Here is a 23564-nt window from a genome sequence, read left to right on the forward strand (position 1 = left end):
GTAACATGCGGCCCGGCGGTGGGGCCTCGGGGAAGCCACCGCAGTCGGAACACTACAAAACAACCTATGAATCTGGTCACATTCGGGCTGATCCTGACAGGTGTCATGCTCAATGCCTGCGCTCAGCTCTTGCTCAAGGCGGGCGTCAACAATATCGGCCGCTTTGCGTTTTCGGCCGACAACATCGTGCCGATCGGCATCAAGCTTGCAACGCAGTGGCCCATCATCGGCGGGCTGTCGTGCTACGTAATCTCCGTGGTGGTGTGGATCCTCGGGCTCTCGCGCGTGGATGTGACCATTGCGTATCCGATGCTCTCGCTGGGCTACGTGGTCAATGCCTTCCTGGCGTGGTATCTGTTTGGCGAAGTGCTGTCGGTGCAGCGCTTGATCGGCATCGCCATCATCCTTGTCGGCGTTTTCGTGCTGGCTCGCTCATGAGCGGCGCGCGCCCAACCTTCTCTGCTGCCATGACGCAAACCAACGCCACCGAACTGCCTTTCCTGCCCTTCGTGCGTCCGACCATCGACGAGGCGACCATCGCCGCCGTCGCCGAGGTGCTGCGTTCGGGATGGATCACCTCGGGCCCCAAGGTTGCCGCCTTTGAAGCCGCACTGTCGGAGTACTTCGGCGGCCGCATCGTGCGGACGTTCGCCAATGGCACGGCCACGATGGAAGTCGCGCTGCGCATCGCAGGTATCGGCCCCGGGGATGAAGTCATCACCACGCCGATCTCGTGGGTCGCCACGTCGAACGTGGTGCTGACGGTCGGCGCCAAGCCGGTCTTCGTCGACGTGGACCCCGTCACGCGCAACATCGACCTGAGCAAGGTCGAAGCCGCCATCACGCCGCGCACGAAGGCGATCATCCCGGTGTACCTGTCCGGCCTGCCCGTCGACATGGACCGCCTGTACGACATCGCCCGCCGCCACAAGCTGCGCGTGGTGGAAGACGCCGCGCAGGCCATCGGCTCGCGCTGGGGCGACAAGCGCATCGGCGAGATCGGCGATCTCGTCAGCTTCAGCTTCCAGGCCAACAAGAACATCACGACCATCGAGGGTGGTGCGCTCGTCCTGAACACGCCCGAAGAAGCGGTGCTGGCCGAAAAGTACCGCCTGCAGGGCGTCGTGCGCACTGGCTTCGACGGCATGGAAGTCGACCTGGTGGGCGGCAAGTTCAACCTGACCGACGTGAACGCCGCCATCGGGCTGGGCCAGTTTGCGCAACTCGAAAACGTCACCGCGCGCCGCGCCGCGCTCGCCCGCCGTTACTTTGCGGCCATGCGCGCCGCCGACATCGAATCGTTCGGTGTCGAACTGCCGGTCGAGAATTTTACGAACACCAACTGGCACATGTTCCAGATCGTGCTCCCGCTCGATCGCCTGAAGGTCGATCGCGCCGGGTTCATGGCCGGCCTGAAGGCGCTGGGCATCGGCGCGGGCGTGCACTATCCGCCGATCCACCTGTTCAAGCTCTACCGCGAACTCGGCTGGAAGCCGGGCATGTTCCCGGTGGCCGAACGCATCGGCCGCGCCATCGTTACGCTGCCGATGTTTGCCGGCATGGAAGATTCCGACGTGGACCGCGTCGTCAACGCGGTCCGCCAACTTTGCGCCCAGTACCAATAATCCAATAATGAAGACACCTGCTCTCTCGGTTGTCATTCCTGTCTACAACGAAGAAGACGGGCTTGCCGCGCTGTTTGCGCGCCTGTACCCCGCGCTCGACGCACTCGGCATCTCGTATGAGGTGGTGTTTGTCAACGACGGCAGCCGCGACCGCTCCGCCGCCATGCTGGCCGAGCAATTCCGTGCGCGCCCCGACACGACGCGCGTCGTCCTGTTCAATGGCAACTATGGCCAGCACATGGCCATCCTGGCCGGCTTCGAACATGCGCGCGGCGAACGCGTCATCACGCTCGACGCCGACCTCCAGAATCCGCCTGAAGAAATCGGCCGCCTGGTCGAGAAGCTCGACGAAGGCTACGACTACGTCGGCACCATCCGCCGCAACCGCCAGGACAGCTGGTTCCGTCGTACCGCGTCGCGTGCCATGAACTCGCTGCGCGAGCGCATCACGCACATCAAGATGACCGACCAGGGCTGCATGCTACGCGCGTACAGCCGCACCATCGTCGACACCATCAACCGCTGTCGCGAAGTCAACACGTTCATTCCGGCACTGGCCTACACGTTCAGCAAGAACCCGACGGAAATCGAAGTCGATCACGAGGAGCGGTTCGCGGGTGAATCGAAGTATTCGCTCTACAAGCTCGTACGCCTGAACTTCGACCTGGTGACGGGTTTCTCTGTGGTGCCGCTGCAGTGGTTTTCGGCGATCGGCATGCTGCTGTCGCTGGCCTCGGCCATCCTGTTCATCCTGCTGGTGGTACGGCGCTTCGTCCTCGGCGCGGAAGTCCAGGGTGTGTTCACCCTGTTCGCCATCACGTTCTTCCTGATCGGCGTGCTGCTGTTCGGCATCGGCCTGCTGGGCGAGTACATCGGCCGCATCTATCAGCAGGTGCGCGAGCGTCCGCGCTACCTTGTGCAGGGTGTGCTGGAAGACACGCCGCACCTGCACGAAGCCAGCGCGGCGGACCTGAAGGGCGGCGGCCCACAGCGAGGTGTGGCATGACCCGGCGTGCCGTCGTCTTTGCGTATCACAACGTCGGCGTGCGCTGCCTGCGCGTCCTGGCAGCGCGCGGCATCCGGGTCGAGCTCGTCGTCACGCACGAAGACAACGCGGCGGAGAACATCTGGTTCGGCAGTGTGCGCGCCACGGCGCAAGAGCTCGGCATCCCGTTCGTCACGCCGGACGACGCCCACGGTGAAGACCTGCACGCGCGCATCGCAGACATCGCGCCGGATTTCATCTTCTCGTTCTACTACCGGCACATGATCCCGATGCGCCTGTTGAGCCTGGCCAAACTTGGCGCGTTCAACATGCACGGTTCGCTACTGCCCAAGTACCGCGGCCGCGTGCCGATCAACTGGGCGGTGCTCCACGGTGAAACCGAGACCGGCGCGACCCTGCACGAGATGGTCGAAAAGCCCGATGCCGGTTACATCGTCGACCAGACCGTCGTGCCGATCCTGCCGGACGACACCGCGCACGAAGTCTTCGAAAAAGCCACCGTTGCCGCCGAGCAGACGCTCTGGCGCGCCCTGCCCGCCATGATTGCCGGGCAGATTCCCAAGCACCCGAACGTGCTGGCCGAGGGCAGCTATTTCGGCGGCCGCAAGCCCGAAGACGGCCGCATCGACTGGTCCAGGCCGGCGCAGCAGGTCTACAACCTCATCCGGGCCGTCGCGCCGCCCTATCCTGGTGCATTCACGGACGTCGGCGGCGAGCGCTACATCGTCGCGCGCGCCCGTCTGGCACATCAAATCTTTACGAATTTGCCGCCGGGCTTGCACGTCGTGGATAATGCGATGTTTGGCGTGTGCGGCGATGGAGCAGCCATCGCCATCCACGAGCTCTGGCGCGTGGACACCCAGGCTGCCGGCGGATCGTGCGCCGTGACTGCGCAGCAGCTCGCCAGCCAGCTTGCCCTCTCCTGATCTTGAGTTTGCCTTCATGAAAAAAGTACTGATCCTCGGCGTCAACGGCTTCATCGGCCACCACCTGTCCAAGCGCATCCTGGAGACCACCGACTGGGAGGTCTACGGCATGGACATGCAGACCGAGCGTCTGGGCGACCTGGTCAACCACCCGCGCATGCATTTCTTCGAGGGCGACATCACCATCAACAAGGAGTGGGTCGAGTATCACGTGAAGAAGTGCGACGTGATCCTGCCGCTCGTGGCCATCGCCACGCCGTCAACGTACGTGAAAGACCCGCTGCGCGTGTTCGAGCTGGACTTCGAAGCCAACCTGCCGATCGTTCGCTCGGCTGCCAAGTACGGCAAGCACCTCGTCTTCCCGTCGACCTCCGAGGTCTACGGCATGTGCAGCGATTCCGAATTCGATCCGGAAGCCTCGCCGCTGATCTACGGCCCCATCAACAAGCCGCGCTGGATCTACGCCTGCTCCAAGCAGCTGATGGACCGCGTGATCTGGGGTTACGGCATGGAAGGGCTGAACTTCACGCTGTTCCGTCCGTTCAACTGGATCGGCCCCGGCCTCGACTCGATCTACACCCCGAAGGAAGGTTCGTCGCGCGTGGTGACGCAATTCCTCGGCCACATCGTGCGCGGCGAGAACATCAAGCTTGTCGACGGCGGCAGCCAGAAGCGCGCCTTCACGTATATCGACGACGGCATCGACGCGCTGGTGCGCATCATCGCCAACAAGGACGGCGTGGCCTCGGGCAAGATCTACAACATCGGCAACCCGTCGAACAACTACTCGGTTCGCGAGCTGGCCAACATGATGCTCGAGCTGGCCGCCAACATCGACGAGTACAAAGACAGCGCCAAGCAGGTCCAGCTGGTGGAAACGACGTCCGGCGCCTACTACGGCAACGGCTACCAGGACGTGCAGAACCGCGTGCCGAAGATCGCCAACACCATGGAAGACCTCGGCTGGAAGCCGACGACCGTGATGAAGGACGCGCTGGCGAAGATCTTCGAAGCCTATCGCACGCACGTGGCCGAAGCACGCAGCCTGGTCGAAGAAGGCAACGGCCACAAGTAAGGCAATACCCGCGCAGGTTCAATGGCTCTCATCGTCCTCAAGATCGACGTCGACACCCTGCGCGGCACCCGCGAAGGCGTGCCCAATCTCGCGCGCATGCTGCGTGAGCACGAGGCGGGCGCGACCTTCCTCTTCAGCCTTGGCCCCGATCACACCGGCTGGGCGCTGCGCCGGGCGTTCCGCCCAGGCTTCCTCAAGAAGGTTTCGCGTACCTCCGTGGTGGAGCACTACGGCCTGCGCACGCTGATGTACGGCGTGCTGCTGCCCGGTCCTGACATCGGCCGCAAGGCTGCCGCCGAAATGCGCGCCATTGCCGAGGCAGGCTTCGAGACCGGCATCCACACGTGGGACCACGTGCGCTGGCAAGACAACGTCCGCCAGCGCGACGCCGCGTGGACGGCCAACCAAATGCGCGCCGCACACGCACGCTTCGTGCAGATCTTCGGCAAGCCGCCCGTCACGCACGGCGCTGCCGGCTGGCAGATGAACAACCATGCCTTCCGCCAGATCGACGCCTGGGGCATGGCTTACGCCTCCGACGGCCGCGGCACGCATCCGTACATCCCGAGCGTCGGCGGTCAACCGCTGAACCACGTGCAGCTGCCAACCACGCTGCCCACACTGGATGAGCTGATCGGCGTGGACGGCCTGACGACGGACACCGTCGCGCGGCACATCCTGAACATGACCGAATCCGATCACGACCAGGTCTTTACCTTGCACGCCGAGCTTGAAGGACAGAAACTCGCCCCGATCTTCCGCGAGTTGCTGCGCGGCTGGCGCGCGCAGGGTCACAGGCTGGCTTCGATGGGCGACTACTATGCGACGCTGGATCGCAATACCCTGCCCGTGCAGCCCGTCACGTGGGGCGAGGTTGCCGGCCGCAGTGGCAGCCTGATCGTCCAGCCGACGTGAGCCCGCGCTGCCGCAAGCACGGCAGCCTACGGAGTTGTAGACGCGCCCGTCCGTGCGCCAGCAGTCTTTTTTCCGCGGTTTTCCGGATCACACCATGCCCGTCTCCCTCGACAAGCCCCTTCCCGATTTCTCCGCGCCCGCGACCAGCGGCGTCACGTTCTCGCCGGCTTCGCAGCGCGGCAAGATCGTCGTGCTGTATTTCTATCCGAAGGACAACACGCCCGGCTGCACGACCGAGGCGATGAACTTCCGCGACCAGTACGAGTTGTTCGAAGCCGCAGGCGCCGTGGTGTTTGGCATCTCGCGCGACAGCCTGAAGTCGCATGAGAACTTCAAGGCCAAGCTGGAACTGCCGTTTGAATTGATCTCCGACGCCGATGAAGCCGTATGCCATCTCTTCGACACCATCAAGATGAAGAAGATGTACGGCAAAGACGTGCGCGGCATCGAGCGCAGCACCTTCCTGATCGACGCCAAGGGCGTGCTGCGCCAGGAATGGCGCGGGGTTAGGGTGCCCAACCATGTGGAAGATGTGCTGACGGCGGTACGCGCCCTGTAAAAGGCGCTGCGGCAAGCGCCGGGCAGCGCACGCCCCGCTTGCCTTTCGCCACACTGTTTCATCCATTCGCGCTGTCGCCTCCACACCGGACGTCACATGTGACAGATTGCAAATCACAAAGGGTTCCGATACAGTCGGAACCGATGAGTACGAAATCCGGATGCCATTCCGATAGCCCACGACGGTACCGGCGGCCAAGTTGGCCGGATACCGCTTCAGCGTTTTTCCCGGCAGCCAGACTTGGGAGAACGTCTGAAACGTGCAGCCTGTTGTGGCGTTCATCCAGGCCGCCCCACCTCTCGCAGGTCATGGCGGCTTTTTTGTGGCCGTCATTCGCGCGGCGCTCCCGCATCCCCTCCCACGTTTCCCGCCAGCATCGCGCCGTGATCAACGGGCGTGGTGTTTTGTCGCTGTTCCACCCAGAGAGGTAATCGAAGCATGCCGCTGCCGACCATGCCCACCCAGCCAGCCCAGTTGCTTGACCCGGCTGAATTCAAGCCTTTCGGCAAAGCCGGAAAGCCCAAGGCGGGTCAGGAACCTCGAAAACCGGTGCCCGCACTCGAACGCGAAGCCTTGTCGGAAACCGGCCGTGCGCAGCCCAAACGCAACGTGACCCGCGCGCGTTCCGGCGAGGCATCGCCCATGGCAAAGGAAGAGTCGCGCGAACATGCCGGCATTCTTGCCAAGGCGGTCGACAAGGTCAGCGCCACGGGCGATTCGACCGAAACCGCCGTGCGCCGCCGCACCCGCCGCGATGAAGGGCCGACCAAGCTGTTCGTGCTCGACACCAACGTGCTGATGCACGACCCCACCTCGCTGTTCCGCTTCGAAGAGCACGACGTCTATCTGCCGATGATGACGCTGGAAGAGCTCGACAACCACAAGAAGGGCATGAGCGAAGTGGCGCGCAACGCCCGGACGGTCAGCCGCACGCTCGACCAGCTCGTGGCCGGCACGGACGGCGTGATGGACGACGGTCTGCCGCTGGCCAAGCTCGGCAACCGCGATGCGCAGGGGCGCCTGTTCTTCCAGACACGCCTGAACGACATCAAGCTGCCCGACGGTCTGCCGCAAGGCAAGGCCGACAACCAGATCCTGGGCGTGGTGGCCGCGCTGCAGCAGCAGCGCCCCGACCGCAACGTCGTGCTGGTGTCCAAGGACATCAACATGCGGATCAAGGCGCGCGCGCTTGGCCTGCCGGCAGAGGATTATTTCAACGACCGCGTGCTGGAAGACACCGACCTGCTTTACAGCGGTGTCATGGCCTTGCCCGCCGATTTCTGGCAGAAGCACGGCAAGAACATCGAGAGCTGGCAGGACCCGAAGACCGGCACCACGTTCTATCGCCTGTCGGGCCCGCTCGTGCCCTCGTTCCTGGTCAACCAGTTCGTGTACTTGGAGCCCAACGACGGCAGCCTGCCCCTGTATGCACAGGTCAAGGAGCTCAACGGCAAGACCGCCGTGCTGCAGACGCTCAAGGATTTCACGCATCAGAAAAACAACGTCTGGGGGGTGACGGCGCGCAATCGCGAGCAGAACTTCGCGCTGAACCTGCTGATGCACCCGGAAGTCGATTTCGTGTCGCTGCTTGGCCAGGCGGGTACCGGCAAGACGCTGCTGGCCCTGGCCGCGGGCCTCGAGCAGGTGCTGGACCAGAAGCTTTACAACGAGATCATCATCACGCGCGCCACCGTGCCCGTGGGCGAAGACATCGGCTTCCTGCCCGGCACGGAGGAAGAGAAGATGCAGCCGTGGATGGGCGCCTTCGACGACAACCTCGAAGTGCTGCAGAAGTCGGACGACAACGCCGGCGAATGGGGTCGCGCAGCCACGCAGGAACTGATCCGTTCGCGGATCAAGGTCAAGAGCATGAACTTCATGCGCGGCCGCACGTTCGTCAACAAGTTCCTGATCATCGACGAGGCGCAGAATCTGACGCCCAAGCAGATGAAGACGCTGGTCACCCGCGCGGGCCCGGGCACCAAGATCGTGTGCCTAGGGAACATTGCGCAGATCGACACGCCGTATCTGACCGAAGGTTCGTCGGGCCTGACCTACGTGGTCGATCGCTTCAAGGGATGGAGCCATAGCGGGCACATCACGCTCGCCCGCGGCGAGCGCTCGCGACTGGCCGATCACGCCACTGACGTGCTGTAACCGTCACCACACGGCGAATCTGTCCGCCGCAAACCGTTGTGCCAAGGGGCCGCGCATGTGCGCGGCCCTTTTCTTGCTGCAGCGTCAAGGTCACTCCTTTCTTTTGACGGAGGCCCACGATGCCCATGCAGCGAAATCCGCACAACCGATCGCACTTCACCCTGACCTCGGCGGCGCTGGCGATGATGCTGTCCGCCGGCGCGTCCGTTGCGCTTGCCGGCAGCCTGACCCCGCAAACGGCTGGCCAGATCAGCTATGTCTGTGGCGGCGTTGCACAGGATGAACAGCAGGCGTTGAATGCCGAGGCACGCAATTACAACCTGTCCCTGCTCTTCACGCAGGGGCCGCGCGGTGAGTACCTTGCCGACGTCGACGTGAAACTCACGCGGCACGGCAAGGAGGTTGCAAGCTTCCGCGCCGATGGACCGCGCTGCCTGATCAAGGCCCCGCCGGCCAGCTACAACGTCATCGCCACATACGAAGGCACCACCAAGCGCGCAACCGTGCAGACCGGCAGTACGCGCAACGTCCAGCTGCGCTGGTAAAGCTTCCCGCAAAGCGCGACGCCATCGGGCCAGAATCCTGCGAGCCGCACCCCGCTTGGCGTTGCGCCTCGCCAACACGCCGTTTGGCTTTCCGACGCCGCACGCATAGCATGCGACCTATCCGGACTTTTCTGACGGCGCATGCTGACGCGGCACGGTTTTCACTCAGGCAATCTGCGACTGGCGGGCGCCGCCCTGCTGGCGCTGACGTGCCTGCTCTCTGCCTGTTCGTCGACGCCCTCCCGCCCCACCGCCTCGCGCGACATGGGGTTGCGCACGCGCGGCGCGCCTATCCAGGACCCGAGTGCCGGCCTGGAGGAAATCTCCATCGAGGCGATGGCCTTGGTAGGCACGCCGTACCGCTACGGCGGCAACACACCCGATAGCGGCTTCGATTGCAGTGGACTCGTGCGCTACGTGGTGCAACGCGCGGCCTCGGTGACGTTGCCCCGCACCGCCGCCGAGATGGGCCGGCGCGGCACGCCGCTGGACCGCAGTGAGGTCGCCTCGGGGGATCTCGTCTTCTTCAATACGACCGGCCAGCCGAACTCGCACGTCGGCATCTATGTCGGGCAGAACCGGTTTGTCCACGCGCCGGCCACGGGCGGCACGGTGCGTCTCGAAGACATGACGAAGTCCTACTGGGCGAGCCGCTACGCAGGGGCTCGCCGTGTGGTGGCGGCAGGCAACCTGCCCGATATCCCGGCCCCCGCTCCGACTGTCACGCCCAGCCCTGCGCCGGCCCCAGTGCGGCCAGTCGAGGAAGACCCGCTCGGCGCCCTGGCCCGCGCACGCAGCGCACAAGCGGACAGCTTGATGTCCACCCGTGCCCCCGCCGCTGCGACACCCGCCGTCGACGACGACCCCATCGCGCGGTTCGCAACCCAATAACGAATCGCTGGCTTCCATGCAAAACGCCCACCGTCTGGTGGGCGTTTCGTTGGGGTGCTGCAGACCCGCTTACAGGACGTGCTTGCCGATCCACCAGGCGATCGCAGCCATGAACGCCGAGGCGGGGATCGTCAGGATCCATGCCCACACGATGTTGCCTGCCACGCCCCAGCGCACGGCCGACGCCTTCTGCGCCGCGCCCACACCGACGATCGCACCCGTGATGGTATGCGTCGTCGATACCGGCACGCCCAGCGCGGAGGCGAAGAACAGCGTCAGCGCACCACCGGTTTCAGCGCAGAACCCCCCTACCGGCTTGAGCTTGGTGATTTTCTGACCCATCGTGCGCACGATGCGCCAGCCGCCGAGCAGCGTACCCAGGCCGATCGCCACGTAGCAGCAGACGATCACCCAGATCGGCGGCTCGTGCGTCGTCGCCGATGCATAACCGCCGGCAATGAGCAGCATCCAGATGATGCCGATGGTCTTCTGCGCGTCGTTACCACCATGGCCGAGGCTGTACAGCGACGCCGACAGCAACTGCAGGCGCCGGAACCACCGGTCCACCTTGGACGGCGGCGTTCGGAAGAATAGCCATGACACCGCCACCATCAACAGCGAGCCGAGGATGAAACCCAGCAGCGGCGAAATGAGGATGAACGCGACCGTCTTGAGCAGCCCGCTTGCGACCAGGGAACCCGTGCCGGCCTTGGCCACGGCCGACCCGACCAGCCCGCCGATCAGCGCGTGCGACGAGCTCGACGGAATGCCGTAATACCACGTGATGATGTTCCACACGATGGCGCCCACAAGCGCGCCAAAAATGACGTAGTGATCCACGATCGCCGGGTCGATGGTGTCCCGCCCGACGGTGCTCGCCACCTTAAGGTGGAAGATGAAAATGGCGATCACGTTGCACGCGGCGGCCATGGCCACTGCCTGCTGCGGCTTGAGCACGCCCGTCGAGACCACCGTGGCGATAGAGTTGGCGGCATCGTGAAAGCCGTTCATGAAGTCGAACACGATGGCCAGCGCCACCAGCAGGACGACCACCCAGAGACTGATCTGAAGCGTATGCATGAGGCGTCGTCTCGTCAGGCGTTTTCGAGCACGATGCCTTCGATGATGTTGGCGACATCCTCGCAACAGTCGGTGATGCACTCCAGCTGCTCATAGATGGCCTTGAGCTTGATGAGCAGCTTGATGTCGCTTTCTGTGCGGAACAGCTTGGCCATGGCGGCACGCATCACGCGGTCGGCCTCCGACTCGAGCCGATCGATCTCCTGCGCGATGGTCAGGATCTGGCGGCCGTTGTTCATGTCGCTGAGCAGCGCCACCGCCTTGCGGACTTCCTCGCAGCACGCCACGCAGATGCCCGCGAGCTGGCGGGCTTCATCCGTCACGTTGGTCACGTCGTACAGCGAGATCGTGAGCGACACGTCCTCCATCAGGTCGAGGATGTCGTCCATGGTGGTGATCAGCTTATGGATCTCGTCGCGGTCCAGCGGCGTAATGAACGTCTTGTGCAGCAGTTCCACCGTGTCATGCGTGATGCGGTCGGCCTTCTTCTCAAAGTTCTGCACATTGCGCGCATGCATTTCGGCATTGGGCAAGTCGTTGACCAACTCCTTGAGCGCGTGGGCCGCCTTGACGGCGCACTCTGCGTGCTGGTTGAAGTATTCGAAAAACTTGCCTTCGGTGGGCATGAAGCGACCGAACATGATGATCCTTGGAAACGGAAAAACGCAGGAGTCGTAGAAACAGCGCCAGTCGGGATCGCCGCTGGCGCTGTCATCAAAACGCAATATTTTACCGGAGCCAGCCGCGTGCCACGCGCGGCACGTTGTGGCGGGCCGACACGTCCGGCAGCTTACGTGTCGTTGTCAAAGAAGGCATTGCCTCCGGTGAAGTTGTCGAACTTCGTGTATTCACCCAGGAAGGTCAGCCGAACGGTACCGATCGGGCCGTTACGCTGCTTACCGATAATGATTTCCGCCGTGCCCTTGTCCGGTGAATCGGGGTTGTACACCTGGTCACGATAGATGAACAGGATCACGTCGGCATCCTGTTCGATGGCGCCGGATTCACGCAAGTCCGACATCACCGGACGCTTGTTGGGACGCTGTTCCAGGCTTCGGTTCAGCTGCGACAGCGCAATCACCGGGCAATTGAGTTCCTTGGCCAAGCCCTTGAGCGAACGGGAAATTTCGGAGATTTCCGTCGCGCGGTTTTCGCCACCGCCGCCTGAGCCCGACATCAGTTGCAGGTAATCGATGATGATCAAGCCGAGCTGGCCGCACTGCCGTGCCAGCCGGCGCGAACGCGCGCGCAACTCCATCGGGTTGAGCGCTGGCGTTTCGTCGATGAAGAGCTGAGCATCGTTCATCTTCTGGATGGCGTGCGTCAGGCGCGGCCAGTCTTCGTCCAGCAGGCGCCCCGTGCGCAGACGGTGCTGATCCAGCCGGCCGACCGAACCCAGCATCCGCATGGCGAGCTGCGTGCCGGCCATTTCCATCGAGAACACCGCGACGGGCAAGCCCTGCTCCACGGCAACGTGTTCGCCGATGTTGAGCGAGAACGCGGTCTTACCCATCGACGGCCGGCCCGCGACGATGATGAGGTCGCCCGGCTGCATGCCGCTGGTCATGCGGTCCAGGTCGACGAACCCCGTCGGCACACCGGTGATGTCGTTCTGATTGTCGCGGTGATACAGCTCGTCGATGCGCTCGACGACCTGCGTAAGCAGCGGCTGGATTTCAAGAAAGCCCTTCTGCCCCCGTGCACCTTCTTCGGCAATCGCAAAGACCTTCGATTCGGCCTCGTCCAGCAGTTGGCGCACATCGCGGCCCTGCGGATTGAAGGCGCCCGCGGAAATCTCGTCGGCAATCGTCACCAGCTGGCGCAGCACGCCGCGGTCGCGGACGATCTCGGCATAGCGACGGATGTTGGCGGCACTCGGCGTGTTCTGCGCCAGTGCATTCAGGTACGCCAGGCCGCCTACCTCTTCCGCCTTGCCCGCGGCCTGCAGCTGCTCGTACACGGTGATTACGTCGGCCGGCTTGGCCTGCGAGATCAGCTTGCCGATGTGGTGAAAGATCAGCCGGTGGTCGTAGCGGTAGAAATCGTGCTCGTTGATGAAATCGGCAATGCGATCCCATGCGGCGTTATCCAGCAGCAACCCGCCGAGTACCGACTGTTCGGCCTCGATGGAATGCGGAGGCACCTTGAGGGAATCGAGCTGGGGATCGGAGGGCGCATTCATGGCGGGATTATAGCGGCGCTGCTCGGTCTTCAATCTGAACCCTCGATACAAAAGACAACAAAAAAAGGCAGAGACTTTCGTCCCTGCCTTCTTGACTCGCGCCAGCCAGTTACCCGGCCGTCACGAGGTACAGCGTACGTGCTTAGACAGCCTCGCCCAGCACCGACACGGTCACATCGACTGCCACATCGGTGTGCAGCGACACAACGACCGGGTGATCGCCAACGGTCTTCAGCGGACCGTTCGGAAGACGCACTTGACCCTTCTCGACCTTGAAGCCTTGCGCGTTCAGCGCCTCGGCGATGTCGTGGTTGGTGACGGAACCGAAGAGGCGACCATCCACACCTGCCTTTTGCGACAGTTGCAGCGTCAGGCCGTTGAGCTTCTCACCTTCGGCTTGTGCGGCGGCCAGCTTTTCAGCAGCCAGCTTTTCCAGCTCGGCGCGGCGGGCTTCGAATTCCTTGATGGCAGCTTCGGTAGCACGGCGGGCCTGCTTTTGCGGGATCAGGAAGTTACGGGCGTAACCGTCCTTCACGCGCACCACGTCGCCCAGGTTGCCAAGGTTGATGACCTTTTCCAGCAGAATGACTTGCATCGTTTGTTCTCCTTGTCCCGCCGATTACTTCTTGTGCTGATCGCTGTACGGCATCAGCGCAAGGAAACGCGCGCGCTTGATGGCCGTGTCGAGCTGGCGCTGGTAGTGAGCGCGCGTGCCGGTCAGGCGGGCCGGGGTGATCTTGCCGTTCTCGCCGATGAAGTCCTTCAGCGTTTCGACATCCTTGTAGTCGATCTGCTCAACGCCTGCCACCGTGAAGCGGCAGAACTTCTTGCGCTTGAACAGCGGGTTTTGCTGCTGGAAGCGCTTCTTGTTCTTCGCGTCGCGCTGCTTCTTGTTCATGAATGCCATGATTCAATCCTTTACGAATACGTTACATCCGGAGATGTGAAAGACCAGTGTCTTGCTGCTGCGGTGCTTGCGGGCCAGGAATCCGACGCAATCCAGGACAGTGCCTGGTGCAATGCGATCGACAACGGAAGCCACCTTGCCGGCCGCCAGCGCTTCGATCGAAAACTCGATCTGCCGCACTGTCTGCGCCTCCACCGCCGGCCCGCTATAGCTCAGCAGGCAATTGACGATGGGAACGCCGGCCGGGGTGTACCGCATGACCTCGCGCTCGACCAGCGTGGCGACGAGTTGCAGACGGTTGATGACGCTATTCCCCTGGATTCCGTCCATGGCCGCGGTGCGCGATCTAGATCACGCCGCACCGCGCGACATCAGGCGGCCTGTTCAGTTTGAGCGGCGGCCTTCTTGGCCTCTTCGCGCTGCACTTCCTTCATCATCGGCGACGGAGCCGTCTCAGCCTTCTTGGTCTGGACGATGAGGTGACGCAGCACGGCGTCGTTGAACTTGAATGCGTGCTCGAGCTCGGCCAGGGTTTCCTTGCCGCATTCGATGTTCATGCACACGTAGTGAGCCTTGGCGAGTTTCTGGATCATGTAGGCCAGTTGACGACGGCCCCAATCCTCGACGCGATGCACTTGACCGCCCTGCGCGGTGACCGTGCTCTTGTAGCGCTCGATCATCGCGGGCACTTGCTCGCTCTGGTCCGGATGGACGATGAAGACGATTTCGTAATGACGCATTGACGCTCCTTATGGATAAAGCCGCCCGGGCGTCACACTCCGGTGCGGCAAGGTTGAATAGCCTGCCATTATACGCAGACTCGGCGGATTTTTTCAATATCGATCAATGACTTGCTGCAGGGCGCCTGCTTCTTGCCCGATGCGGCCCGAGGCCAGAAGCAACGCGAGCAGCACACGTGCCTTGTACGGATTGAGCGAACCGCTCGACGCCCAGCCCTTTCCGTCGGGCTGCGCTGGCACCACGCCTGCGCCGGTGCGCGTCGACCGAACAACGAACACGCCCTGCTGGCTGGCCCGGTTGAGCGCCGCTTCGAGGTTCGAGTGGATGGAACCCGCGCCCGTTGCAGCAACCACGATGCCCTTCACGCCGGCGGCGACCAGCCCATCGACCAGGCGCGCATCGGGTTGGGCGTAGCTGGCAACCACCTCCACCCACGGCCACTGGCCGGCAGGCGGCATCGGCAAGACATCGGTGGCGGCAAGCGGGCGCGCAGACCGCTGAAACTGCACGTGCGAATCGAGCACGAAGCCCAGTGGGCCCATGTCGGGCGAAACGAAGGCCTCCACCGCGTACGTGTGCCCCTTCTGCACATCCCGCGCGGCGTGCACGCGCTGGTTGAGCGCCACCAGCACACCTTGCCCACGCGCGGCGGGACTGGCCGCCAGCCGCACCGCATTGAGCAGATTCAACGGACCGTCGGCGGAGAGCGAAGTCGAAGGCCGCATCGCGGCTGTCATGACGATGGGCGTATCGGTCTGCTGGGTCAGGTGCAGCAGCATCGCGGTTTCTTCGAGCGTATCGGTGCCATGCGTGACGACCACGCCGTCCACCCGTTCGACGTCGATCCAGTGCCGGATGCGCGAGACAAGCTTCTCCCACACGTCGAACGACACATCCTTGCTGTCGATCTGGGCGACCTGCTCGGCACGTATGTTGGCAATGCGCTCTAGGCCGAGCTTGCTCGCGGCCAGCAGTTGGTCGATGGGGACAGCGCCAGCGCGGTAGCGTGCGGCAGAGCCAGCGTCGTCAGCGGAACCGGCGATTGTGCCGCCGGTGGCGAGGATGGCAATGGTAGGCAGGGACATCGTTGCGGACATGCGTGGTGGGCAAGCCGCGCATTGTATCTGTCCGTCACGCCCTTGTTGACGGGGGATTGCCCTCGGCGAGGGCGGCCAAAAGAAAACGCCGGCACTCAGGCCGGCGTCTGCACGTGAAACACGCAGCTTACTTTTCGACGAAGGCGCGCTCGATCACGTAGTCGCCTGCTTCGCCCATGCGCGGCGAAATCTTGAAGCCGCGCGCATCGAGGAGCTTGCAGGTGTCTTCGAGCATGGCGGGGCTGCCGCAGATCATGGCACGGTCCACGGCAGGATCAAGCGGCGGCAGCCCGATGTCCGCCGAGAGCTTGCCGCTGTCGGCCAGATCGGTCAGGCGGCCCATGTTGCGGAACGGCTCGCGCGTGACGGTCGGGTAGTAGATCAGTTTTTCGCGTACCTGGTCGCCAAAGAACTCGTTGTTCGGCAGTTCGCTGGTGATGAAGTCGGCATAGGCCAGTTCGCTCACCTGGCGCACGCCGTGCAGCAGCACGACCTTTTCGAAGCGCTCGTAGGTTTCCGGATCCTGGATGATGCTCATGAACGGCGCCAGACCCGTGCCGGTGCCGAACAGGTACAGGTGCTTGCCGGGCAGCAGATCGTCCAGCACGAGCGTGCCGACCGGCTTCTTGCTGACGAGCACCTTGTCGCCCACCTTCAGGTGTTGCAGGCGGGAAGTCAGCGGGCCGTTCGGCACCTTGATGCTGAAGAACTCGAGATGCTCTTCGTAGTTCGGGCTGGCGATGCTGTACGCCCGCATCAGCGGCTTGCCCTCGACTTCCAGCCCGAGCATGACGAAGTGTCCGTTATGGAAGCGCAGTGCCTGGTCGCGCGTGGTCTTGAAGCTGAACAGCGAGTCGTTCCAGTGGTGGACGCTCAGAACGGTCTCTTGATTAAAAGCGGACATGGTGACGTTCGGGCCGGCCAATGAGGCTCTACGGCGGTGCAAAAATCGGTCAAGGCCTTGATTTTATGCGATTCTCCGCCGCCGCGCCTGCATGGATTGCGCATAAGCTTCTAACTGGCGGCACAGGTTTTGACCTGGATCAGGCGCGCTTCCGCACTCCCGCAACATGTTTCAACGAAATCACTTGCGCTTCCCACGCCACTGTATAAAATCACAGCACCTGTTCAGATATACAGTGCACCGATGGCCACCCTCACCGCCCGCCAGCAGCAGATTTTCGACTTGATCCGCCAGACGATCCAGCGCACCGGCTTTCCGCCTACACGCGCCGAGATCGCCGCGGAGTTCGGCTTCTCGTCGCCCAACGCGGCAGAAGAACACCTGCGGGCGCTGGCGCGCAAGGGGGTGATCGAACTCACGCCCGGCGCATCGCGCGGCATCCGCCTGCGCACGGCGGGCGACGAGGCCGGCCAGCACCAGTTTTCATTGCCGTCGATGGGCCTGATGCAGCTGACGCTTCCACTGGTCGGCCGCGTGGCCGCCGGCAGCCCGATCCTTGCGGCCGAGCATATCGACCGGCAATATCAGGTTGACCCGTCGCTGTTTTCCGCCCAGCCGGATTTCCTGCTCAAGGTGCGCGGCATGAGCATGCGCGACGCGGGCATCCTGGATGGCGACCTGCTGGCGGTACAGCGCGCCACGGAAGCCGCCAACGGCAAGATCGTCGTTGCCCGGCTGGGCGACGATGTCACGGTCAAGCGCTTCCAGCGCAAAGGCCGCCATGTCGAGCTGATTGCCGAGAACCCGGATTTCGAACCGATCCACGTCGACCTGGATCGTGACGAATTCCACCTGGAGGGCTTGGCGGTCGGTCTGATCCGGCCTGCCGCCCCGTAACCCGACGGGCGCACGTCGCGACCTGAACTTCGGCGCCCACATTCTCCGTTGTTCCTCTCAACCCCGGAGGTGAGCCCTGGCTCGCCAAGGCGGAGTTTTGCCGCCCGCTTTCCACCCGAACTCACGAGGTCTGCCATGCGACTCGGATCGATGTCCTCCCGCCGCCGCCCGGTGCATCCGGTGCCCTTTCGCCAAACCCAGGGCGTGCGTATCTATCAAGGGGAACAGCGTCGCACGATGGTAGGCAGCATGGCCGCCATCTGCCGCATGCTGGATGCCATTCCGGCAGCTTCGCGCGCAGCGGGCGCTGAAGGTTACTGAGCGATGGAATCCCGCCTTGGCAGCCGATCAGGGCATACCCCAATGCTGCCGCCGCAACTGATTTCATACACTGGCCGTGCCCTGAGGACAGGGCTTTCTTCAACTGATTTTCGGCCCGCCTTTTGAGCGGGCTGTTTTTTCAGGCCGCGTGTTGCCGCAGCGCCACATTCGCGGATGTTCCGTCAGCAAAACAGACGTTTACCCGGATTTTGTTTGGCGTGGGTGACAGTAGTATTGCCAGTGCCCTCAGGGGCAATTGAGATCGCTGAATTCGAAGCCCGCTGACTGCGGGCTTTTTTTTTGCCCGCGGCTAGACGCTACCGGCAGTTTCCACGACGAGGATCCGCGCCGCGCCGCGCGGATGTGCGACGTGCTCGCATCCGACGCCGGCAAAGAAGATGTCGCCGACGGCCAGCGTAGCGACCTTCTCCTTGCCGGCCTCCCGGTAATGCATGTCGACGGTGCCGTCGAGCACCACGAAGACCTCCTCCCCGTCGTTCACGTGCCAGCGGTAAGGCTGATCCGTCCAATGCAGGCGCGTGGTGATGCCACCCATGTTGGCGATGTCCAGCGCGCCCCAGGCGCGATCGGCGGTGAATGACTTGGCGCGGATGATCTTCATGGCGATCGGCCGGTGCTTACTGCATCGACTGCAGGTTGCCGATACGCACGAGCATCTCGGTAAACATCTGCATGTCGAGGTCCAGGTCCGGCACTTCCTTGTACTCGTTGGCGTTGTGCGCGGTGTACTTCTTGCCCGGCATGGCCGGACCGAAGTTGATGGCATTCGGCATCAGCTTGGCGGTGGTGCTGCCCGCCGTCGGCACGGGCTTGGCGTCGAGGCCGGTGGTGTCGCCATAGATGTTGAGCAGCGTCGCCAGCCATGCGCCCTTCGGGTCGCGCGCCATCCAGTTGCCCTGGTCGTGCGTGATTTCAAGCGCGATGTGGTTGGCACTGGCCCAGGCGTTGATCTTGCCGGCAATCTCGCCGCGTAGCGCATCGGGCGTCTTGCCGCGCGGCATGCGTACGTTGGCGACGACCTCAACGCGGCCGTTCTTGTCGCCGATCACGTTGGGCGAGATGGTGAGCGGGCCCATGAAGTCGTCCTTGTAGGCCACGCCCATGGTGCTGCCGAGGTAATCGGTCCCGTAGAGATCGATGATGTAGCGCACCGCGTGGGCATACGCGTTGTCGGCCAGGCCGAGATCGGCTGAATTGAGGAACAACGCCAGGCGCGGCAGCGGGTTGACGCCCTCTTCCGGACGCGAGCCGTGAGCCGACGCTCCGGTGACCTTCACCACAACGGCATCCGCATTGCGCGTGATGTCGATGGAGAACTTGCCCTGGGCGGCCAGGCCGCTGACGAACGCGTCGCGCTTGGCTTCTAGCGCCGCGACGATCGCACCGAGATCGCCGCCCTTGAGCGTGGCGGTGGCCGTCTGCGGAACGGAGTTGGCCGACGCTGCGCCCGACATCGAAACGATGGCCGTGCGCGAGGCATCTCCGGCCTGCGCGGGGAATCCGACCTTCAGCGCGCCCGAGCCCTTTTCAGCCACCACGGCCGGGTACTTGCTGTCGAGGACGATGTTGTACGCGGGCAGTTGCGTGCGCTCACGGTAGTACTTCATGCCGTCGCCGCCGGTTTCCTCGGTGGTTTCGATCATCAGGCGAATGGTGCGGGCCAGCGGTACGCCGCTGTCCTTGACGGTCTTCATGGCATAGAGCGCGGCGGCAATCGAACCCTTGTCGTCAATCGTGCCGCGGCCGTACAGCAGGTTGCCGACACGCGTGACCTTGAACGGGTCGAGCTTGGTGCCGTCACCGAGCACCCACTCCTCCGCCTTGGCGGGCACGACGTCGGCGTGCGTGAGGATGCCGAATTCGTCGGAGCCCGTGCCGGGCAGCGTCACCTCGAACACGCGGTTGTCGACGTTGCGATACTTCAGGCCGAAGTCCTGCGCCATGCCTTCGACCAGCTTGCCGAATGCGACGATGGCAGGGTTCTCGTGCTGCGGGATCTTGTCGTCGCGCACCGTCGGCAGGGCGACCATCTTCTCGATCGTGCCGATCACCGCCTGCTGGTTGTGCAGGCGGTTGTAAAGGCCGAGAAGCCGGCCGATGTTGACGAGGTCGTCGCCAGAGAGCGGCGCCTTCTTCTGGTACGCGGCCACGCTGCCCGCCACTTGCGGATCAGCCTTGGCGGCCGCGGCGAGGAAGCTGTTCAGGTCGGCCGACGCCTTGGATTGCTGGGCGGCGAGCAACGCATCGAGTTGCGGCTTCTGAAGCGTGGCGGCCAAGGCCCCGGCGCCGAACGTGAGGGACAGCGCGATGGTCAGGGCAGACAGGCCAATACGGGCAGGACGTTGCATCGAAACGGTTTCTGGAAAAGGCGAAGGCGCCATCATAGGGGCGAAGCGCACGGCATGCATTGTGCAGCGCGAAAAACACCGGCCGGGGCCCGCGCGCGTTATCGTTATGCTTGGCGCTTTCCCAGGAGGCCTGCATGGAACCGTCTCTGGATACCGCCCCCGAGCTGCGCCACGTGCTCGAAGACCTGCGGCGGCGCGAGCCCATCTTCCACCGCCCGGAGTTCGGTACGCGTCGCGAAGATTTCGAGCGCATGACGACCGAAGACTTCTGGGAGGTCGGTGCCTCTGGGCAACGCTACAGCCGCAGCTATGTGCTAGGCGTGCTCGATGCCCGGCACAGGCACATCGGTGAGGACTTCTGGCAGACGCGCGATTTCCGCTGCCAGGAGATTGCGCCGGACAACTACTTGCTGACGTACACGCTGGTGCAGTCGAACCGCACCACACGGCGGGCGACGCTGTGGCGGCGTACGGAGGATGGATGGAAGGCGGTCTACCACCAGGGCACGGTGGTCGCCGACGTCTAGAGGCACGCGGCACGCAAACGCGGGCTTTTTTTCGGTGCATCACCGGCAGAGTTCAACCGACTGTGGCGTCGAAACTTTCACACCAGTTGCCGTACGACGCGTGGCCGCCCCAAGCCTTGAAGTGGCCCGCAGTCGATCGATCAGAATGCCGCCTTGCCCACCGACGCGCCACCGTCAACGAACAACGTCTGGCGAGCGATAAAGCCGGCATCCTCTGACAAAAGAAATGCCACGGCCGCGACCACGGCGTCGACAGCCCGTTGTACAAGAACCTTGCGCGCCCCATCAAGCTGGGCGTGGAAGAAGGCTGGGCGGCCAACGTTGAAATAGCCGGCCCGAAATATCGCCGCGCAAGGCTCGTTTCGCCCGGTGAGGAAACCCTCTTCTTCAGCGTGACCGCCGTGCTGATGAACAGCACCGGCAACACGCAGGGCAACCCGGAAGGCGCGTTCCGGGGTGACTACCACTCGCATCCTTATGGCGAGTTCAATCTCGTCGTGCAAACCGCCGGTTGGCTGAGTCAAACACCGACGCGGGCGTAGCATGTGCCAGACGTCGCGCGTCGTGGCCGGAGGCCGCTCTACAGTGGCTCGGGACCTATCCGCTTTCCGGTCGCCCTCGCTCGCGGCTGGACACAAGCACCAGCCCTTTCGGGCCTCCACGCTCGCACTTTCACGACGGTATCGACAACGGCTGGCTGGCGCTCGCGCCGGAACTGCGAGATGACCCTGTCGCACCGGCTATTCCGGAATCGCTTCGGCGACCACAACAGGAAGGGGACAATCAGGACGCTCGCCGATGCTCTATTCCCATGGCGGGAATATTTCACGGGTTCGCGGCCCATAAAGAAAAACAGCGCCTTGTATAAGGCGCTGTTTCTTCAGGAAATTCGGTGGGGTGGCTGATGGGACTCGAACCCACGACGACCAGAATCACAATCTGGGACTCTACCAACTGAGCTACAGCCACCGTCGTCTAATCAGTCAGAACTGACTGACCGGAGAAAAACGCGATTATACAAACATTCTCCAGGCGTGACTAGGGGGTGGCGCAATTTATGCGGCAACCGCCCCTTCGCCGGACTCCGCCCCGCGCCGCAGATGGCTGCGCGCCTCATCGAACAGCGCGTGGGCATCGGCCAGCGTCTTCACGCGGCCGAGCGCCTTGGCATCCGACAGCACGCGCCGCCAGCCGCGCGCACCGGCCACACCGCGGTACAGGCCGAGCATGTGCCGCACCGCAGCGCCGGCATAGCCACCCCGCTGCACCCAGCGGCCGACGTAGGCAATCATGGCGTCTTCGACATCGGCGCGCGTGAGCGCTTCGGTATCGGCACCGTAGTAGCGCGCATCGAACGCGGCCATGAGGTACGGATGGTGATACGCCTCGCGGCCGATCATCACGCCGTCGACCTGCGCGAGATGCGCGTCGATCTGCTCCAGCGTCTGCACGCCGCCGTTGAGCAGGATTTCCAGGTGCGGGAAGTCGCGCTTGAGCTGGTAGACGACCTCGTAGCGCAGCGGCGGGATCTCGCGGTTCTCCTTCGGGCTCAGTCCCTTGAGGATGGCATTGCGCGCGTGGACGATGAAGGTCTCGCAGCCGGCTTCGGCGACCGTGCCGACGAAGTCGCGCACGAAGTCGTACGTCTCGATCGCATCGATGCCGATGCGGTGCTTGACCGTGACCGGTATCGACACCGCATCGCGCATCGCCTTCACGCCCTCGGCAACGAGCTTGGGCTCGGCCATCAGGCACGCACCGAACGCGCCGCGCTGCACCCGCTCGGACGGGCATCCGCAGTTGAGGTTGATCTCCTTGTAGCCCCACTGCTGGCCGAGGCGGGCGGCCTGAGCGAGGTCGTCCGGCTCGCTGCCGCCGAGCTGCAGCGCCACGGGGTGCTCCGCCTCGTCGAAATCGAGGTGGCGCGGCACATCACCGTGGAGCAGCGCGCCGGTGGTCACCATTTCCGTATAGAGCCAGGTGTGCTTTGAGATCTGGCGGTGGAAATAGCGGCAATGGCGATCGGTCCAGTCCATCATCGGCGCCACACTGATCCGCCTCGGCGTTGATTTCACAGGATTTTTGTTCAAATTCAAGCGTTTACACTCCATCTTAACCTGTGTGATTGCCATCCGTTTGCTGCCATTTTTGCTCGTTTTAACCCGCCAGTGCTACGATGTAGCACCAAATTCTCGCGCGTAGCACTGGCCCAAATGGGCACGATCACTGAGAGAAAACGCAGGGGCGGGAGTATAGGGTACACAGCGCAGATCCGCCTGAAGGAAAGGGGCGTGGTCGTGTATACGGAGGCAAAGACGTTTGATCGGGCCCAAGCCGCCAGCGCGTGGCTCAAGAAACGAGAGAAAGAGCTTGCGCAGCCTGGGGCGCGCGAAACAGCCAAAGAGGAAGACCCCCTGCTTTCGAGGTAATTGACCGCTACATCCGTGAGTCCAGCCGCAAGCTCGGCCGCACCAAAGAGCAGGTGCTTGGCGCGATCAAGAGAGCACCTATTGCAAGCATGCGCTGCAGCCAAATCGCCAGCCCGCACTATGTTAGCTTTGGCCAAAGCCTCAAAGTACAGCCCCAGACGGTCGAAAACTACATGTCACACCTGAGCGCTGTGGTGACCCTAGCCCGCCCGGCGTGGGGCTACCCGTTGGATGCGACCGCCTTGGCCGATGCGCGCATCGTCCTCAAGAAGCTTGGCAAAACCAGCAAGTCGAGGCAGCGGGGAGTGTCAGGATTTCCGTGTTCAAGGCGGAGTTGAGAATCACACGGACGGTCGAACGAATCGATCGGCGTAGAGGATAGCGAACTGGTTCATCGCCTGCTTCCAATCA

General features: G+C 63.4%; 25 protein-coding genes, 1 tRNA gene and 2 pseudogenes. 14 read left to right on the forward strand and 14 right to left on the reverse strand.

The annotated features are described in order from the left end of the window. Positions 1–66 precede the first annotated feature (66 nt). The 10 genes from KHN96_RS09875 to KHN96_RS09920 all read left to right on the forward strand — a co-directional run bounded on the left by KHN96_RS09875 (position 67) and on the right by KHN96_RS09920 (position 9699). Entirely contained in the window at positions 67–438 is a 372-nt protein-coding gene (locus KHN96_RS09875) for an SMR family transporter (RefSeq protein ID WP_045786683.1), read from the forward strand. A gap of 29 nt (positions 439–467) precedes the next feature. Then, the gene (locus KHN96_RS09880; protein ID WP_045786682.1) at positions 468–1625 is read left to right on the forward strand and encodes a DegT/DnrJ/EryC1/StrS family aminotransferase; all 1158 of its coding nucleotides are present in this window, start codon (positions 468–470) and stop codon (positions 1623–1625) included. A gap of 7 nt (positions 1626–1632) precedes the next feature. Beyond that, positions 1633–2631 (forward strand): glycosyltransferase, encoded by a 999-nt coding sequence (locus tag KHN96_RS09885; protein ID WP_045786681.1) that lies wholly within the window; start codon positions 1633–1635, stop codon positions 2629–2631. Next, complete coding sequence (locus tag KHN96_RS09890) at positions 2628–3557, forward strand: formyltransferase (protein ID WP_062739649.1); 930 nt, start codon at positions 2628–2630, stop codon at positions 3555–3557. Before KHN96_RS09885 ends, KHN96_RS09890 begins: the two co-directional genes overlap by 4 nt. A 16-nt stretch (positions 3558–3573) precedes the next feature. Then, a complete protein-coding gene (locus KHN96_RS09895; RefSeq protein WP_062739650.1) occupies positions 3574–4632 on the forward strand; it encodes a bifunctional UDP-4-keto-pentose/UDP-xylose synthase in 1059 nt (352 codons plus the stop codon). Between the two features lie 21 nt (positions 4633–4653). Continuing rightward, complete coding sequence (locus KHN96_RS09900) at positions 4654–5547, forward strand: 4-deoxy-4-formamido-L-arabinose-phosphoundecaprenol deformylase (RefSeq protein ID WP_062739651.1); 894 nt, start codon at positions 4654–4656, stop codon at positions 5545–5547. Between the two features lie 94 nt (positions 5548–5641). After that, positions 5642–6106, forward strand: a complete 465-nt coding sequence (locus KHN96_RS09905) for a peroxiredoxin (RefSeq protein WP_045786678.1) — start codon at positions 5642–5644, stop codon at positions 6104–6106. Positions 6107–6544: 438 nt separating this feature from the next. Beyond that, positions 6545–8263 (forward strand): PhoH family protein, encoded by a 1719-nt coding sequence (locus KHN96_RS09910; protein ID WP_062739652.1) that lies wholly within the window; start codon positions 6545–6547, stop codon positions 8261–8263. Between the two features lie 119 nt (positions 8264–8382). Next, positions 8383–8808 (forward strand): hypothetical protein, encoded by a 426-nt coding sequence (locus tag KHN96_RS09915; RefSeq protein ID WP_062739653.1) that lies wholly within the window; start codon positions 8383–8385, stop codon positions 8806–8808. Between the two features lie 141 nt (positions 8809–8949). Then, a complete protein-coding gene (locus tag KHN96_RS09920) occupies positions 8950–9699 on the forward strand; it encodes a C40 family peptidase (protein ID WP_045786675.1) in 750 nt (249 codons plus the stop codon). Between the two features lie 69 nt (positions 9700–9768). Here KHN96_RS09920 and KHN96_RS09925 read toward each other — a convergent pair whose 3' ends face one another. The 9 genes from KHN96_RS09925 to KHN96_RS09965 form a co-directional block, all read right to left on the reverse strand. Further along, positions 9769–10779, reverse strand: coding sequence for an inorganic phosphate transporter (locus KHN96_RS09925; RefSeq protein WP_045786674.1), 1011 nt, complete (start codon positions 10777–10779; stop codon positions 9769–9771). 14 nt (positions 10780–10793) lie between these two features. Continuing rightward, on the reverse strand, positions 10794–11420 hold the full coding sequence (locus tag KHN96_RS09930) for a DUF47 domain-containing protein (protein ID WP_062739660.1): 627 nt from the start codon (positions 11418–11420) through the stop codon (positions 10794–10796). Positions 11421–11569: 149 nt separating this feature from the next. Continuing rightward, the gene (locus KHN96_RS09935) at positions 11570–12961 is read right to left on the reverse strand and encodes a replicative DNA helicase (RefSeq protein ID WP_045786672.1); all 1392 of its coding nucleotides are present in this window, start codon (positions 12959–12961) and stop codon (positions 11570–11572) included. Positions 12962–13103: 142 nt separating this feature from the next. Then, the gene (gene rplI / locus KHN96_RS09940) at positions 13104–13556 is read right to left on the reverse strand and encodes a 50S ribosomal protein L9 (protein WP_045786671.1); all 453 of its coding nucleotides are present in this window, start codon (positions 13554–13556) and stop codon (positions 13104–13106) included. Between the two features lie 24 nt (positions 13557–13580). After that, complete coding sequence (gene rpsR, locus KHN96_RS09945; protein WP_180964250.1) at positions 13581–13859, reverse strand: 30S ribosomal protein S18; 279 nt, start codon at positions 13857–13859, stop codon at positions 13581–13583. A gap of 12 nt (positions 13860–13871) precedes the next feature. Beyond that, the gene (gene priB, locus KHN96_RS09950; protein WP_045786669.1) at positions 13872–14198 is read right to left on the reverse strand and encodes a primosomal replication protein N; all 327 of its coding nucleotides are present in this window, start codon (positions 14196–14198) and stop codon (positions 13872–13874) included. Positions 14199–14239: 41 nt separating this feature from the next. Continuing rightward, the gene (rpsF, locus tag KHN96_RS09955; protein WP_045786668.1) at positions 14240–14608 is read right to left on the reverse strand and encodes a 30S ribosomal protein S6; all 369 of its coding nucleotides are present in this window, start codon (positions 14606–14608) and stop codon (positions 14240–14242) included. 93 nt (positions 14609–14701) lie between these two features. Further along, positions 14702–15694, reverse strand: coding sequence for an asparaginase (locus tag KHN96_RS09960; RefSeq protein WP_062739654.1), 993 nt, complete (start codon positions 15692–15694; stop codon positions 14702–14704). A gap of 139 nt (positions 15695–15833) precedes the next feature. Then, on the reverse strand, positions 15834–16610 hold the full coding sequence (locus tag KHN96_RS09965; protein WP_045787844.1) for a ferredoxin--NADP reductase: 777 nt from the start codon (positions 16608–16610) through the stop codon (positions 15834–15836). A gap of 243 nt (positions 16611–16853) precedes the next feature. Between KHN96_RS09965 and lexA the strand changes: the two genes are divergently transcribed. Further along, positions 16854–17507: a transcriptional repressor LexA gene (gene lexA / locus KHN96_RS09970; RefSeq protein ID WP_045786666.1), complete on the forward strand. Its 654-nt coding sequence runs from the start codon at positions 16854–16856 to the stop codon at positions 17505–17507. A 135-nt stretch (positions 17508–17642) separates the two neighbouring features. Beyond that, complete coding sequence (locus tag KHN96_RS22785) at positions 17643–17828, forward strand: hypothetical protein (RefSeq protein WP_045786665.1); 186 nt, start codon at positions 17643–17645, stop codon at positions 17826–17828. A 310-nt stretch (positions 17829–18138) separates the two neighbouring features. Here KHN96_RS22785 and KHN96_RS09975 read toward each other — a convergent pair whose 3' ends face one another. Together KHN96_RS09975 and KHN96_RS09980 are read right to left on the reverse strand one after the other, a co-directional pair. Then, on the reverse strand, positions 18139–18450 hold the full coding sequence (locus tag KHN96_RS09975) for a cupin domain-containing protein (RefSeq protein ID WP_045786664.1): 312 nt from the start codon (positions 18448–18450) through the stop codon (positions 18139–18141). Between the two features lie 16 nt (positions 18451–18466). Beyond that, entirely contained in the window at positions 18467–20197 is a 1731-nt protein-coding gene (locus tag KHN96_RS09980; protein WP_062739655.1) for a dipeptidase, read from the reverse strand. A gap of 134 nt (positions 20198–20331) precedes the next feature. Here KHN96_RS09980 and KHN96_RS09985 point away from each other — a divergent pair, with 134 nt between their 5' ends. Then, positions 20332–20724, forward strand: coding sequence for a nuclear transport factor 2 family protein (locus KHN96_RS09985; protein WP_062739656.1), 393 nt, complete (start codon positions 20332–20334; stop codon positions 20722–20724). 140 nt (positions 20725–20864) lie between these two features. On the opposite strand, the pseudogene KHN96_RS22790 reads toward KHN96_RS09985, so the two are convergent. Then, positions 20865–20969: pseudogene (locus KHN96_RS22790) on the reverse strand (SDR family oxidoreductase); the annotation flags it as partial. Between KHN96_RS22790 and KHN96_RS09990 the strand changes: the two are divergent. Next, positions 20967–21224 (forward strand): annotated as a pseudogene (locus KHN96_RS09990) (4-hydroxylaminobenzoate lyase); the annotation flags it as partial. The pseudogenes KHN96_RS22790 and KHN96_RS09990 sit on opposite strands and share 3 nt — an antisense overlap. 393 nt (positions 21225–21617) lie before the next feature. On the opposite strand, the gene KHN96_RS09995 reads toward KHN96_RS09990, so the two are convergent. Together KHN96_RS09995 and dusA are read right to left on the reverse strand one after the other, a co-directional pair. Further along, a tRNA-His gene (locus KHN96_RS09995) sits at positions 21618–21693 on the reverse strand. Between the two features lie 86 nt (positions 21694–21779). Then, entirely contained in the window at positions 21780–22820 is a 1041-nt protein-coding gene (gene dusA, locus KHN96_RS10000; RefSeq protein WP_082063048.1) for a tRNA dihydrouridine(20/20a) synthase DusA, read from the reverse strand. Positions 22821–23564 lie beyond the last annotated feature (744 nt).

Source organism: Ralstonia mannitolilytica (genome assembly GCF_905397375.1).
Taxonomy (GTDB): domain Bacteria; phylum Pseudomonadota; class Gammaproteobacteria; order Burkholderiales; family Burkholderiaceae; genus Ralstonia; species Ralstonia mannitolilytica.